Source organism: Tepidiphilus thermophilus (assembly GCF_001418245.1).
Classification (GTDB): domain Bacteria; phylum Pseudomonadota; class Gammaproteobacteria; order Burkholderiales; family Rhodocyclaceae; genus Tepidiphilus; species Tepidiphilus succinatimandens.
Genome location: NZ_LIPU01000011.1, coordinates 57,740 through 69,977 on the forward strand (window position 1 = coordinate 57,740; position 12,238 = coordinate 69,977).

14 protein-coding genes are annotated in these 12,238 nt (G+C 66.7%); 12 read left to right on the top strand and 2 right to left on the bottom strand.

Annotation, left to right across the window (positions count from 1 at the left end; all coding sequences use genetic code 11):
• Nucleotides 1-7 precede the first annotated feature (7 nt).
• From flgG to ASC37_RS11520, 7 genes are all read left to right on the top strand, one after another.
• Complete coding sequence (flgG, locus tag ASC37_RS08850; RefSeq protein ID WP_055424038.1) at nt 8-790, top strand: flagellar basal-body rod protein FlgG; 783 nt, start codon at nt 8-10, stop codon at nt 788-790.
• A gap of 11 nt (nt 791-801) precedes the next feature.
• Nucleotides 802-1,497, top strand: a complete 696-nt coding sequence (locus ASC37_RS08855) for a flagellar basal body L-ring protein FlgH (RefSeq protein WP_055424039.1) — start codon at nt 802-804, stop codon at nt 1,495-1,497.
• Nucleotides 1,498-1,507: 10 nt separating this feature from the next.
• Nucleotides 1,508-2,659, top strand: a complete 1,152-nt coding sequence (locus ASC37_RS08860; protein ID WP_055424040.1) for a flagellar basal body P-ring protein FlgI — start codon at nt 1,508-1,510, stop codon at nt 2,657-2,659.
• 12 nt (nt 2,660-2,671) lie between these two features.
• Complete coding sequence (locus ASC37_RS08865; protein ID WP_055424041.1) at nt 2,672-3,802, top strand: glucosaminidase domain-containing protein; 1,131 nt, start codon at nt 2,672-2,674, stop codon at nt 3,800-3,802.
• A 62-nt stretch (nt 3,803-3,864) separates the two neighbouring features.
• Nucleotides 3,865-5,538, top strand: a complete 1,674-nt coding sequence (gene flgK / locus ASC37_RS08870) for a flagellar hook-associated protein FlgK (protein ID WP_055424042.1) — start codon at nt 3,865-3,867, stop codon at nt 5,536-5,538.
• Between the two features lie 14 nt (nt 5,539-5,552).
• Complete coding sequence (gene flgL, locus ASC37_RS08875) at nt 5,553-6,563, top strand: flagellar hook-associated protein FlgL (RefSeq protein WP_055424043.1); 1,011 nt, start codon at nt 5,553-5,555, stop codon at nt 6,561-6,563.
• Between the two features lie 9 nt (nt 6,564-6,572).
• Nucleotides 6,573-7,124, top strand: a complete 552-nt coding sequence (locus ASC37_RS11520) for a hypothetical protein (RefSeq protein WP_141056522.1) — start codon at nt 6,573-6,575, stop codon at nt 7,122-7,124.
• Nucleotides 7,125-7,162: 38 nt separating this feature from the next.
• Here the strand turns inward: ASC37_RS11520 and ASC37_RS08885 are convergent, their stop codons facing one another.
• Nucleotides 7,163-7,705 (bottom strand): NUDIX hydrolase, encoded by a 543-nt coding sequence (locus ASC37_RS08885; RefSeq protein ID WP_055424045.1) that lies wholly within the window; start codon nt 7,703-7,705, stop codon nt 7,163-7,165.
• Nucleotides 7,706-7,845: 140 nt separating this feature from the next.
• Here ASC37_RS08885 and grxD point away from each other — a divergent pair, with 140 nt between their 5' ends.
• Nucleotides 7,846-8,169, top strand: coding sequence for a Grx4 family monothiol glutaredoxin (gene grxD, locus ASC37_RS08890; RefSeq protein WP_055424046.1), 324 nt, complete (start codon nt 7,846-7,848; stop codon nt 8,167-8,169).
• A gap of 8 nt (nt 8,170-8,177) precedes the next feature.
• Here the strand turns inward: grxD and argH are convergent, their stop codons facing one another.
• Nucleotides 8,178-9,578 carry an argininosuccinate lyase gene (gene argH / locus ASC37_RS08895; protein ID WP_055424047.1) on the bottom strand — a complete coding sequence of 467 codons (1,401 nt, stop codon included), beginning with the start codon at nt 9,576-9,578 and terminating at the stop codon, nt 8,178-8,180.
• A gap of 126 nt (nt 9,579-9,704) precedes the next feature.
• Between argH and hemC the strand changes: the two genes are divergently transcribed.
• The 4 genes from hemC to ASC37_RS11935 all read left to right on the top strand — a co-directional run.
• Nucleotides 9,705-10,664, top strand: a complete 960-nt coding sequence (gene hemC, locus ASC37_RS08900) for a hydroxymethylbilane synthase (RefSeq protein WP_055424048.1) — start codon at nt 9,705-9,707, stop codon at nt 10,662-10,664.
• On the top strand, nt 10,661-11,470 hold the full coding sequence (locus ASC37_RS08905; RefSeq protein ID WP_055424049.1) for a uroporphyrinogen-III synthase: 810 nt from the start codon (nt 10,661-10,663) through the stop codon (nt 11,468-11,470). The genes hemC and ASC37_RS08905 overlap by 4 nt, the downstream gene beginning before the upstream one ends.
• A gap of 8 nt (nt 11,471-11,478) precedes the next feature.
• Nucleotides 11,479-12,138 carry an IS607 family transposase gene (locus ASC37_RS08910; protein WP_055424055.1) on the top strand — a complete coding sequence of 220 codons (660 nt, stop codon included), beginning with the start codon at nt 11,479-11,481 and terminating at the stop codon, nt 12,136-12,138.
• A 6-nt stretch (nt 12,139-12,144) separates the two neighbouring features.
• Nucleotides 12,145-12,238: helix-turn-helix domain-containing protein (locus tag ASC37_RS11935; protein ID WP_157287459.1), on the top strand; the 94-nt coding region annotated here is incomplete at its 3' end.

A 12,238-nucleotide genomic window follows, 5' to 3' on the forward strand; every position in this document is an offset into this window, starting at 1 on the left:
AACGACCATGATCCGTTCGCTTTCGATCAGCTGCACGGGGTTGAACGCGCAGCAAGTTCAGCTAGACGTCATTTCGAACAACCTGGCCAACGTCTCGACCAACGGCTTCAAGGCCCAGCGCGCGGTGTTCGAGGATCTGTTCTATCAGACCGTGCGCCAGCCCGGCGCACAGCAGACGCAGCAGAACCAGATCGGCAGCGGCCTGCAGATGGGCACCGGCGTGCGCCCCGTGGCCACCGAGCGCATCTTCACCCAGGGCACGCTGCAGCAGACGGGCAACCCGCTCGACGTCGCCATCCAGGGGCGGGGCTTCTTCCAGATCCAGATGCCCGACGGCACCACGGCCTACACCCGAGATGGATCCTTTCAGATCGACAACCAGGGCAACGTGGTCACCGCCTCGGGCTATCCGCTGGTCGACGCGATCAACATTCCACCCGATGCGCTCTCCGTGACCATCGGCAAGGACGGCGTGGTGAGCGTGCTGCAGCCGGGGGCGGTGGCGCCGGTGCAGGTGGGGCAGATCCAGCTCGTTATCTTCGTCAATGAGGGCGGCCTACAGGCGTTGGGGGAAAACCTCTTCGCCGAGACGCAATCGAGCGGCCCGCCGGCGGTGAACATCCCCGGCAACAACGGTTCCGGGGTGATCAACCAGGGGTACGTGGAAAACTCGAACGTGAACGTCGCCGAGCAGCTGGTCTGCATGATCGTTACCCAGCGCGCCTACGAGCTCAATTCTAAGGCTGTGTCCACGTCCGACCAGATGCTCGCCCGCCTGACGCAGATGTGAGGAGGCGCGAGATGACGGGTCGTGATCTTCCCCGAAGCGCATGCCGCAGCTGGCCGCTTCTCGCGCTGCTGGCGCTTGCCGGGTGCGCGGCGCTCGACACCACGCCGCCGGCGATCGTGCATCAGCCGATGACGGCACGTCCAGCGCCGCTGCCCTCGGCGCCCAACAATGGTTCCATCTACCAAGCGGGCGCCGTGCGTCCGCTCTTCGAGGATCGCAAGCCGCGCTACGTGGGCGACACACTCACGATCAACCTCGTCGAAGAGACGTCGGCAAAGAAGAAGACCGGGGCGAATGCGAGACGCGAGACCGCGTCTAACGCCAGTATTGGGTCGATGAGTCGGCTACCCCTTTCGGGGCTCGCCGGACTTGGTCTGGGCGCAAAGGACGACCAAAAGCTAGACGCAAGCGGTGGTGCTTCGGCTGACAATGAGTTCAAGGGCACGATCACCGTCACCGTCATCGACGTCTATCCCAACGGCAATCTGCTCGTCTCCGGCGAGAAGCAGCTCGCCATCAACCAGGGGCGCGAATACATCCGTTTCTCCGGCGTGGTCGATCCGATAAGCATCAACGGCAAGAATAATATGGTCGATTCCACCTCGGTGGCCGACGCGCGCATCGAATACGTCGGCAGCGGCTACATCGACGAGGCGCAGCGCATGGGCTGGCTACAGCGTTTCTTCCTCAACTTCCTGCCGTTCTGAGGAACTGGTCATGAATGGGACTTTACGCGTGCGCGAATTCCTCCTCGGGCGAACGCTCCTCGCCGTGGCGCTCGTCTGCACCTTGGGCTTCTTGGGGCTCGGTGCGGCATGGGCTGCCGGAGAGCGCATCAAGGACCTCGCCACGATCGGGGGGGTGCGCGACAACCAGCTCGTCGGCTACGGCCTGGTGGTGGGGCTGGACGGCAGTGGCGACCAGACCACGCAAACGCCGTTCACCGTGCAGAGCGTGGTCAACATGCTGCGCAGCATGGGGGTGAATCTGCCGCCGACCTCCAACATGCAGCTCAAGAACGTGGCCGCGGTCATGGTCACGGCCGACCTGCCGCCTTTTGCCCGCGCAGGCCAGCGCATCGACGTCACCGTCTCGGCCATGGGTAACGCCAAGAGCCTCAAGGGCGGCACCCTGGTGATGACTCCGCTCAAGGGGGCCGACGGGCAGATCTACGCCATCGCCCAGGGCAACGTGGTCGTCGGTGGGGCGGGGGCGCGCGCCGGCGGGGCGGCGCAGCAGATCAACCACCTCTCCGCCGGCCGCATCCCCGACGGGGCCACGGTGGAGCGCGAGGTAGGCACGAACTTCGCGCAATCCGAAGTGATCCGGCTCGAACTGGAAGAGATGGATTTCGGCACCGCCGCCAAGATCACGCGCGCCATCGAGAACGCGTTCGGTTTCGGTACGGCCCAGGCGATCGACGGGCGGACCATCGCCGTGCGCGCTCCGGCCGACCCTTCCGATCGCGTGGCCTTTCTCGCCCGCCTGCAGAACCTCACCGTGGAGCCGGACGTGCAGCGCGCCAAGGTGGTGGTCAATTCGCGTACCGGCTCGGTGGTGATGAACCAGGCCGTGACGCTGCAGCACGTGGCGGTGGCCCACGGCAGCCTCAAGGTGACCGTGGGCGAGGACGTGCTGGTGAGCCAACCAAACACGCCGTTTGCCGGCGGCGCCACGGTGGCCGCGCGGCAGGGGCAGGTGCAGATCGAGCAACCGGTGGCGGTGATCCAGGACGTCAAGGGCGGCGCCAACCTCTCCGACGTGGTCAAGGCGCTCAACGTGCTCGGTGCCACGCCCATGGATCTCATCAGCATCCTGCAGGCGCTCAAGTCTTCGGGCGCCCTGCGCGCCGATCTGGAAGTGATCTGAGGGAGCGCGCCGATGAGTGTCCCGAGCGTCCCCGCCTTCGATCCGCGCTCGCTGCGCTCGCTGCAGAATCTTGCCAAGCAGGGCGACTCGCCCGAGGCGCTGCGCGCTGCCGCCAAGCAGTTCGAGGCGGTGATGCTGCAGCAGATGCTCAAGGCCATGCGCGCCACCGTGCCGCGCAACGACTTCACTTCGAGCGATGCCGAGCGCATGTTCCAGGAGATGAGCGACCAGCAGCTCGCGCAGAACCTCGCCGCCGGCCATGGCCTCGGCCTGGGTGAGCTGCTCGCGCGTCAGCTGCAGCAGCGCCTGGGAAAGACCGCCGAGGCCGCCGCGACGGACACTTCGCCCGCGGCGGCAGGCGCAGTCGCGTCGGGGAGCGAATCGGCTGGCGCCGGGGCCGCGGCGGGCATCTCGCTTGCCGGGGTGCTGCGTCGGCCGGCAAACTTTGCCGCTGCCCGGCAAATGGCGGCCGAGGCCGGAGCGCCAGTCGAAGAAAAGGGCTTTTTCGCCGCCCTGGGCGGAGCCGACGACACGGCCGCGCCGCTCGTGCCGCTCGAAGAAGACGAGGCAAAGCCGCTCTTGGCGCCAGAGGGAGCGGGGGCAGGGCTTCTTCCTGCGCTGTCCTCGGCCGCCAGCGAAGTGCGCCGCGCTCAGGACGGCGCCGACGTGCCGGAGAAGATCCGCCGCTTCGTGCAGGATACCCTGCCGCAGGCCAAGCGTGCCGCGGCGCAGCTGGGCGTGCCGCCGGAATTCCTCGTCGCCCAGGCAGCGCTCGAGAGCGGCTGGGGAGAGGCCGTCATCACCCGCCCCGACGGACGCTCTAGCCACAACCTCTTCAACATCAAGGCAGGCAGCAGCTGGAGCGGCCCCACCGTCACCCTGCCGGTGACCGAATACGACGGCGGCCGCGCCGTGACCGAGAACGCCCGATTCCGCGTCTATCCTTCCTACGCCGCCGCCTTCGACGACTACGTGCGCCTCATCCGCGACAACGAGCGCTACGCCGGCGTGCCGGGCAGCCGTACCCCGCGCGAATTCGCCTTGGCGCTCGTGCGCGGCGGCTACGCCACCGACCCGCGCTACGCCGACAAGATCGTCTCCATCCTGCAGGACCGGCGCTTCCGGGCGGCGCTCCCGGGGTGACGGTGCATCATGGCATGAATTTTGCTACTTGATTGGCGACACCCCTACGCCGGGAGAGCATCATGGCCGATTTCCTCAACATCGGTTTGACCGGGCTGATGGCCTCGCAGGCCAAGCTCAACGTCGCCAGCCACAACATCGCCAATGCCGACACCCCCGGCTACAGCCGCCAGAGCGCGGTGCAGACCACCCAGCCTTCCCAGTACATGGGCTATGGCTACGTGGGCCAGGGCGCGCGGGTGGTGGACGTGGAGCGCGCCTACGACCAGTTCCTGCACAAGCAGCTGCTGCAGTCGCAGAGCCAGGCGAGCTACTACCAGAACTACAGCGATCTCGTCGCGCCCATCGACAACCTCATTGCCGACCCCGACGCGGGCCTCTCTTCGGCCATGTCGCAGTTCTTCGATGCGGTACAGGAAGTGGCGAACAACCCCTCCAATATTGCCGCGCGCCAGACGATGCTGTCGCAGAGCGAGGTGCTGGTCAACCGCTTCCAGCTTCTTTCCGGCCAGCTCGATGAGATCGACGCCAGCGTGGAGCAGAACATCGCCCTCGCCGCCCAGGACATCACCCAGTACGGCCAGCAGATCGCCCGGCTCAACCAGGAGATCTCGCGCGCGCTCGGCGTGGGCAACGGCGCTTCGCCCAACGACCTGCTCGACCAGCGCGACCAGGCGCTCGCCGAACTCGCCAAGCGCGTAAACGTCCAGGCGGTGGTCGACGACAAAGGGATGATGACCGTCTTCATCGGCAACGGCCAGGCCCTGGTGCAAGGCACGCAGAGCGCCACCATCGCCACCCGGCCCGACCCCGCCCAGCCCTCGCGCACCCAGGTCACTTACCAGATCGGCAACGGGGCGGCCTTGGCGCTGCCCGAATCGCAGTTGAGCGGTGGCGAACTGGGCGCGCTGCTCGCCTTCCGGCGCGAGGCGCTCGAACCGGTGCAGGACCAGCTCGGTTTCCTCGCCACGGCGCTCGCGGCGAAATTCAACGAAGTGCATGCGTCGGGCTATGGGCTGGACGGCAGCACCGGGAAGCCCTACTTCTCCGGCATCGATCTTGCCCAGCCGGTGGTGAGCGCCGGTTCGCAAGGCAGTACCGTCTCCGTTTCGTTCGCCACGAACGTCGACCTCTCCGCCCTGCGCCCCGACACCTACACGATCAGCAACGACAATGGCACGCTCAGCGTGACGCGGCAAAGCGATGGCGCGCGCTTCAATGATTTGACCCAACCGATCGACGGCCTCGACTTCTCCGGCGTGACCCTGCAAACCGGTGAGACCGCCGTCATCGCGCCCTACCGCGACGCCGCCTCCAGTATCGGCGTGGCGATCACCGATCCCCGGCAGATCGCCGCGGCGCAAGACGACCCGACCGGCGTGGTGGCTCTGGGCAGCGGCCCGGCCGACAACCGCAATGCGCTCATGCTCGCCGCGATCCAGACGGAGAAATTCCTCTACGACGATGGCGCCGGGCAGGCCACGGCCACGCTGCAGACGGCCTACGCCCGCACCGTGTCATCGCTCGGAGCCAAGGCGAGCGAAGTGAAGAACGGAGCTTCTTCCTCGCAGGCGCTCTACGAGCAGATCCAGGCGCAGCGTGACAGCCACGCCGGCGTCAACCTCGACGAAGAGGCCGCCAACCTGGTACGCTACCAGCAAGCCTATCTCGCGGCGAGCAAGGTCATGCAGATGGCCCAGAAACTCTTCGACTCCGTGCTCGCCATCGCCGGCTGACCGGGAGAACGATCATGCGCATCTCCACGTCCCAAATCTTCGACCGCAACATCGTGGCCCTGCAGAACAACCAGGCGCAGCTGACGCAGACGCAGCTTCAGGTTGCCAGCGGCAAGAAGATGCTCAAGCCCTCGGACGACCCTGTGCGCGCTGCGCGCAGCCTCGAACTGCAGCAATCCCAGAGCGTGAACCAGCAGTTCCTCGCCAACATCGGCTACGCCAAGGACCAGCTCGCGCTCACCGACACGCGCCTCTCCACGATGACCGACACGCTGCAGTACATGCGGCAGCAGTTCATCAAGGCCGGCAACGGCGGGCTCTCCGCCCAGGACAAGGCGGCGATCGCTTCCGACCTGCGCAGCCAGCTCGACAACCTCGTCGCACTCGCCAATAGTAAAGACGGGCAGGGGGAATACCTCTTCTCCGGCTACAAGAACGACACCGCGCCGATCGCTTTCGGCGACCACGACGGCGATGCGACTACGCCCGATGTCTATTACTACCAGGGCGACGCCGGCACCCGGCAGATGCAGGTCGGCCCCGAGCGGCGGATGGACATCGGCATTCCCGGCTCGGCGGCCGGGGGAGGGGGGCTCTTCGAGGCGGATCAGAGCGCTTATGTTCCGGCTGATCCAACCCTTGGAACGCCGGCGACCTATCCCTCCGCCGAGTTCTTCAACCGACTCAAAACGGCGATCGACGCCATCGATCCGGCCACTGCCGCAACGGTCACCTTGCCGCCGGGCTATACCGATCCCACGAGTTACGGCCTCGACATCGCCGATGCCTTCATGGAGCGCGTCGCCCTCTATCAATCCAAGGTCGGCTCCCAGCGCGCCGAGCTCGACTCGCTCGACTTCGCCGGTCAGGCAATCGACGAACAGTATGCCACCGCCCGTTCGCGCATCGAGGATCTGGACTACAACGAAGCTTTGAGCCGGCTCGCCCAGCAGCAGCTCGTTCTGCAGGCGGCGCAGCAGTCTTTTGCGCGCGTGGCCAACCTTTCCCTCTTTGAATATCTCTGAGGCTGCTCCATGCGCGCTCTGTGCTTTCTTACGCTCGCGGGGTTTGCCGCGCTCATGGGCGGATGTGCAGAAGCGCCCTGGAACGACCCTGAACGCCTGGTCGCGCCGGCGGCGGGCGCCGCGGGATCGGCGCTGGTGCTCTCGTCCTCGTCGATGAACGTCAATGGTTCGAGCTCGAGCAGTGCCGCTGGGGGAGCCAATTCCGTCACTCCTACCCCCGTGTCGCACGCCGCGCTGCTGCGCCAGCTCGGCGGCGCGGCGCTCATCGCCTATGCGCTCTACGACCCGTTCGATCCCAACTGGCGCATCGAGGTGGAGGAATCTCCCGCCAACGCGACCGCCCGCATCCGCATGAACATGCGCACCCTCACCACGGGCGGCCAGGGCGAGGCCTATACCGTGTTCCGTCGCGCCGCCAAGGAGATCGCCTTGCGCCGCGGCGCCCAAGGCTTCGAGATCCTCGAATATGAAGAGGGGGTGCACTCCACCCGGCCGCTCGCGCAGCGCTACGCGGTGGGCGACGTGCGGCTCGTGGGGCTACCCCCGGCGGAGGGGCGCTGAGGCGCTCGCACCGCGCACGGCGGTTTCTTCCCCGGCGCTCAGGCGGAGGAACGGGCGGGACGCCGCCCCAGCGTCTTCACCAGCACGCCGTGCCGCGGATGACGCAGGTGATGGGCGAGCGCGGCGCGCACCGTCTCGAAAGCGAGTTCGTCCCAGGGGATGTGGCGCAGAGGGAAAAGCCGCGTCTCCAGACTTTCTTCGCCGGGGGCGACGTCCAGGCTGAGCAGATTCGCCCGGTAGAAGAGGTGGACCTGCTGGATGACCGGAACGTCGATGAGCGCCTGCAGCGTGCCGATCTCGACGAGCGCGCCGGCTTCTTCCCAGGTCTCACGCATCGCCGCTTCCACCGTGGATTCGCCGTTTTCCATGAAGCCGGCCGGCAGCGTCCACCATCCCAGGCGGGGCTCGATTGCGCGGCGGCACAGCAGGACCTGGTTCTTCCAGCGCGGAATGGCCCCGACCACGAGCTTCGGGTTTTGATAGTGGATCTCGCCGCAATGGGAACACACGTGCCGAGGCCGGTTGTCGCCGGGCGGGACGAGGACCTGCAGCGGATGACCGCAGACGGTACAGTAGTTCATCGCTCGCTCACGAGCGCCTCGATGGCGATGGATATTTGCCGATTGTACCTTCCTTGTCCCGGTGCATGATTCCCACCTTGACGTTGCCCGCCCCGGCTCGCTAAGATGGGTTCCCCCAACTTCGCAATACAAGGATCTCCATGGACATCCAAGAAAAAATCCGCCAGCAGATCGACGCCGATCCGGTAGTGCTCTACATGAAAGGCACGCCCGATTTTCCCTTGTGCGGCTTCTCCGCAGCCGTGGTGCAGGTGCTGCGCCGCTGCGGCCTGAAAGACTTCGCCGCCTACAACGTGCTCGAAGACGAAGCGCTGCGCCAGGGAATCAAGGAATACGCCAACTGGCCGACGATTCCCCAGCTCTACGTCAAGGGGGAATTCATCGGCGGGGCGGACATCGTGCGCGAGATGTACGAGTCGGGCGAGCTGCAGGAACTGCTGAGGGAAGCCGGCGTGCTCGCCTGACCCTTCGTTCAGGCGCGCTTTAGCCGCGCCCGGGCCTGCGCGATCGCTTCGCGCACCGCCTCGGGCGCGGTGCCGCCGATGTGCCGCCGCTGCGCGAGCGACCCCTCGATCGTCAACACTTGATACACGTCCTCTTCGATCAGGGGGCTGAAACCGCGCAGCACTTCGAGCGGCAGTTCGGCCAGATCCACGCCGCGCGCCTCGGCTTCGCGCACGGCGCGCGCCACCGCTTCGTGCGCGTCGCGAAAGGGCACCCCTTTCTTCACCAGATAGTCGGCCAGATCGGTGGCCGTGGCGAATCCCTGGCGCAGCGCTTCGCGCATCGCCTCGGGGTGCACGCGGATGCCGCCCACCATCTCGGCATAGATGATGAGCGTGTCGAGCACGGTATCGACGGCGTCGAACAAGGGTTCCTTGTCTTCCTGGTTGTCCTTGTTGTAGGCGAGCGGCTGCGCCTTCATGAGGGTGAGGAGCCCCATGAGGTGCCCATAGACGCGCCCCGTCTTTCCGCGCACGAGTTCCGGCACGTCCGGGTTCTTCTTCTGCGGCATGATGGAAGAGCCGGTGCAGAAGCGGTCGGCCAGGGTGATGAAGCCAAAGCGCGGCGTCATCCACAGGATGAGCTCCTCGGAGAAACGCGACAGGTGCATCATCACGAGGGAGGCCGCCGAGAGGAATTCGATGGCGAAGTCGCGGTCGCTCACCGCGTCGAGCGAATTGCGGCACACGTCCTCGAAGCCGAGCTCGCGGGCGACGAACTCGCGGTCGATGGGAAAAGTGGTGCCGGCGAGGGCCGCCGCTCCCAGCGGCAGGCGGTTGACGCGCCGGCGGGCGTCGCGCAGCCGCTCGCGGTCGCGCTCGAGCATCTCCACATAGGCCATGAGGTGGTGGCCAAAGGTCACTGGCTGCGCCACCTGCAGATGGGTGAATCCGGGCATGGGCGTGGCCGCGTGGGTCTCGGCCAGGTCGAGGAGCGCGCCTTGCAGCGATTCGATCGCTTCCACGATGGCGTCGATCTGGTCGCGCAGCCACAGGCGCAGGTCGGTGGCGACCTGGTCGTTGCGGCTGCGCCCGGTGTGCAGGCGCTTGCCCGCATCGCCCACCAGGGCGGTGAGGCGCTTTTCGATATTGAGGTGCACGTCCTCGTCGTCCAGCGACCAGGGAAAATCCCCGCGCGCGATCTCTTCGCGGATCTGGGCCATGCCGCGCTCGATGTCGGCCAGGTCCTGGGCGCTCAGGATGCCTTGACGCGCAAGCATTTTCGCGTGGGCGAGCGAGCCGCGGATGTCGTGCTCGGCAAGCCGCCGGTCGAAGGGAATCGAAGCGGTGTAGCGCTTGACGCGCTCGGAGACGGGTTCGGCGAAGCGTCCCGACCAGGTCTTGGCGGGCGTATGGGGCGTGTCGGTCATGGTAAGGAGGAAGGGCTTGGCAACGAAAGGGGGAATTATAAGGCCGCGGGGCGCCATGCCGGCGATGATAGAATCGCCGCATCCGTTCGCCGCCGGCGCTCGTGCCCGTGCCGTCAGGGAGAAAGCATGACAGAAGAAAACCCGGCCTTTCCGCCTCCATCGCGCCTCGTCATCGCCACCCGCGAGAGCCGCCTCGCCCTGTGGCAGGCGCAGTTCGTCAAGGACCGGCTCGAGGCGCTCTATCCCGCTTGCCGCGTCGAACTCCTGGGGATGACCACGCGCGGCGACCGCATCCTCGACCGTCCCTTGGCGAAGGTGGGCGGCAAGGGGCTCTTCGTCAAGGAGCTGGAGGCGGCGCTGCTCGCGGGGGAAGCCGATCTGGCGGTGCACTCGATGAAAGACGTGCCGATGGTGCTCGACGAGGCGTTCGCGCTCGCCGCCACGCTCGCGCGCGAGGAGCCGGCCGACGCCTTCGTCTCGAACCGCTACGCGAGCCTCGACGATCTGCCGCCGGGGGCGGTGGTCGGCACTTCCTCGCTGCGGCGCCAGGCGCAACTCATCGCGCAGTATCCCTATCTGGCGGTGAGCCCCCTGCGCGGCAATCTCGACACGCGCCTGCGCAAGCTCGACGAGGGGCAGTTCGACGCCATCATCCTCGCCGCGGCCGGCTTGCGCCGCCTGGGGCTGGGTGAGCGCATCCAGTCGGTGCTGCCGGTCGAGGTCAGCCTGCCGGCGGCGGGGCAGGGGGCACTGGGCATCGAGTGCCTGGCCGAACGCGCGGACGTGCGCTCCTGGCTCGCACCGCTCGCCGATCCCGCTACCACCGCCTGCGTGGCCGCCGAGCGGGCCTTCGCGCGCGTGCTGGGCGGCAGCTGCGAAGTGCCGATCGCCGCCTATGCCGTGCTCGAGGGAGGGGAACTTTGGCTGCGCGGCCGGGTGGCCGAGCCCGACGGCAGCCGTATCTACGGCGGCGAGATCCGCGGCTCGCTCGCAGAGGCGGGCCGTTTGGGCGAAACCTTGGCGCAGCGCCTGCTCGACGAAGGGGCGGCGGCGCTCGTCGCGGCGCTCTCGGGCGGCGCGGCATGAACGGTTCGCCGCCCGCCGTCTGGGTGACCCGGCCGCGCGAACAGGCCCTGCGGCTCGAGGCGCTGCTGCGTGAGCACGGGTTCGAGCCGGTGGCGGCGCCGCTGCTCGCGATCGAACCGATCGAAGATGAAACGAAAGAGGCGCAGGTCGCTGCCGCGCTGGATGACTACGCCTGGGTCTTCTTCGTCAGCCGCAGCGCCGCCGAACTGGCCGTGCCGCGCCTGCGCCGTTACCGCGCCTGGCCGCCGGGTCCGCCGGTGATGACGGTGGGCGAGGGCAGCGCCGCCTCCTTGCGCGATCTGGGATTCGCAGAGGTCGTCTTTCCCCGGCAGGGGGCGGATTCAGAAGCGGTGCTCGCGCTGCCAGAATGTGCGCGTGCCGCCGTCTCCGGGCGACGGGTGCTGATCGTCAAAGGGGAGGGCGGGCGGGCGCTGCTCGCCCAGACGCTGACCGAGCGCGGCGCCTCGGTCGATACCTGGATATGTTATCGTCGCATCCGGCCGCAGTGGTCCGACGAGGTGCTCGCGCCGCTGCGCGAGCGGCGGCTCGCGGCGATGCTCCTCACGAGCAGCGAAGGGGCCGGGAACCTGCCGGAGCTGGTGCCGGCTGCCGATTGGCCGCGGCTTGCCGAAATCCCTGCCGTCGCGGCGCATCCGCGCATCGCTGCCGCGGCGCTCGCCCTGGGGCTGAAGCGGGTCGTCACCGCGCCGGCCCCGGGCGATGCCGGACTCGTCGCCGCCCTGGAATCCTTGCCCGTTTTTCAGGAGCTAACTCTCGTATTACAAAAAGTGCAAATTAGTCCATAATGGGTTTCATGGAAAACACCATGAGCACGGGCAAGGCGGCAAAACTTCTTGGCGTAACCGCCAAGACCTTGCAACGCTGGGAACGCGAAGGACGGTTGATTCCAGCGGCACGCACAGGCACCAACCGGCGTCTTTATACCGAGTCGCAGATTCGTGAGTTCATCGGACTGCGTCGATTGGGTGCCGTGCCCACCAGGCTGGTGGCCTACTGCCGGGTGTCAAGTGCCGCGCAGAAACCGGATTTGGCGAATCAGCGCAGGGTGCTGGAAGAATTCGTGGTGGCGAGAGGCTTGGCCAACGTCGAATTCATCGAGGAAGTGGGTGGCGGCCTGAACTTCAAGCGCAAACGGTTTCTGGCGCTGATGGATGAGATCGGCAGAGGGGAAATCAAGACACTGATCCTTGCTCACCGCGACCGGTTGACCCGTTTCGGTTTCGAGTGGTTCGAGCACTACGCCAAGACCCACGGATGCGAGATCCTGGTGCTCAACCAGGAACGGCTCTCTCCTGAACAAGAGATGGTGCAGGACTTGATGACCATCGTGCATTGTTTCTCGTCGCGCCTGCATGGGTTGAGAAACTACCGAAAAAAGCTGGACGAGCTCCTGAAGCAGGATGTGGCGCATGACGCGCAGAATCAAGACAGACATCCCTCTGCCGACGAGTAAATGATCATGCACCTCACCCACCGAATCGCCCTTCGTCCCACGCCCGAGCAGGCGGATTACTTCAAACGCGCCTGCGGCACGGCCCGGCGCGTGTGGAACT

What these genes read in the sequence shown, in the direction of transcription:
- ASC37_RS08855 (WP_055424039.1), top strand. Translation starts at nt 802, where the DNA reads ATGACGGGTCGTGATCTTCCCCGAAGCGCATGCCGCAGCTGGCCGCTT.
- argH (WP_055424047.1), bottom strand. Translation starts at nt 9,578, where the DNA reads ATGACCGACACGCCCCATACGCCCGCCAAGACCTGGTCGGGACGCTTC.
- ASC37_RS11520 (WP_141056522.1), top strand. Translation starts at nt 6,573, where the DNA reads ATGCGCGCTCTGTGCTTTCTTACGCTCGCGGGGTTTGCCGCGCTCATG.
- flgL (WP_055424043.1), top strand. Translation starts at nt 5,553, where the DNA reads ATGCGCATCTCCACGTCCCAAATCTTCGACCGCAACATCGTGGCCCTG.
- ASC37_RS08885 (WP_055424045.1), bottom strand. Translation starts at nt 7,705, where the DNA reads ATGAACTACTGTACCGTCTGCGGTCATCCGCTGCAGGTCCTCGTCCCG.
- ASC37_RS08860 (WP_055424040.1), top strand. Translation starts at nt 1,508, where the DNA reads ATGAATGGGACTTTACGCGTGCGCGAATTCCTCCTCGGGCGAACGCTC.
- flgK (WP_055424042.1), top strand. Translation starts at nt 3,865, where the DNA reads ATGGCCGATTTCCTCAACATCGGTTTGACCGGGCTGATGGCCTCGCAG.
- grxD (WP_055424046.1), top strand. Translation starts at nt 7,846, where the DNA reads ATGGACATCCAAGAAAAAATCCGCCAGCAGATCGACGCCGATCCGGTA.
- hemC (WP_055424048.1), top strand. Translation starts at nt 9,705, where the DNA reads ATGACAGAAGAAAACCCGGCCTTTCCGCCTCCATCGCGCCTCGTCATC.
- flgG (WP_055424038.1), top strand. Translation starts at nt 8, where the DNA reads ATGATCCGTTCGCTTTCGATCAGCTGCACGGGGTTGAACGCGCAGCAA.
- ASC37_RS08865 (WP_055424041.1), top strand. Translation starts at nt 2,672, where the DNA reads ATGAGTGTCCCGAGCGTCCCCGCCTTCGATCCGCGCTCGCTGCGCTCG.
- ASC37_RS08905 (WP_055424049.1), top strand. Translation starts at nt 10,661, where the DNA reads ATGAACGGTTCGCCGCCCGCCGTCTGGGTGACCCGGCCGCGCGAACAG.
- ASC37_RS08910 (WP_055424055.1), top strand. Translation starts at nt 11,479, where the DNA reads ATGGAAAACACCATGAGCACGGGCAAGGCGGCAAAACTTCTTGGCGTA.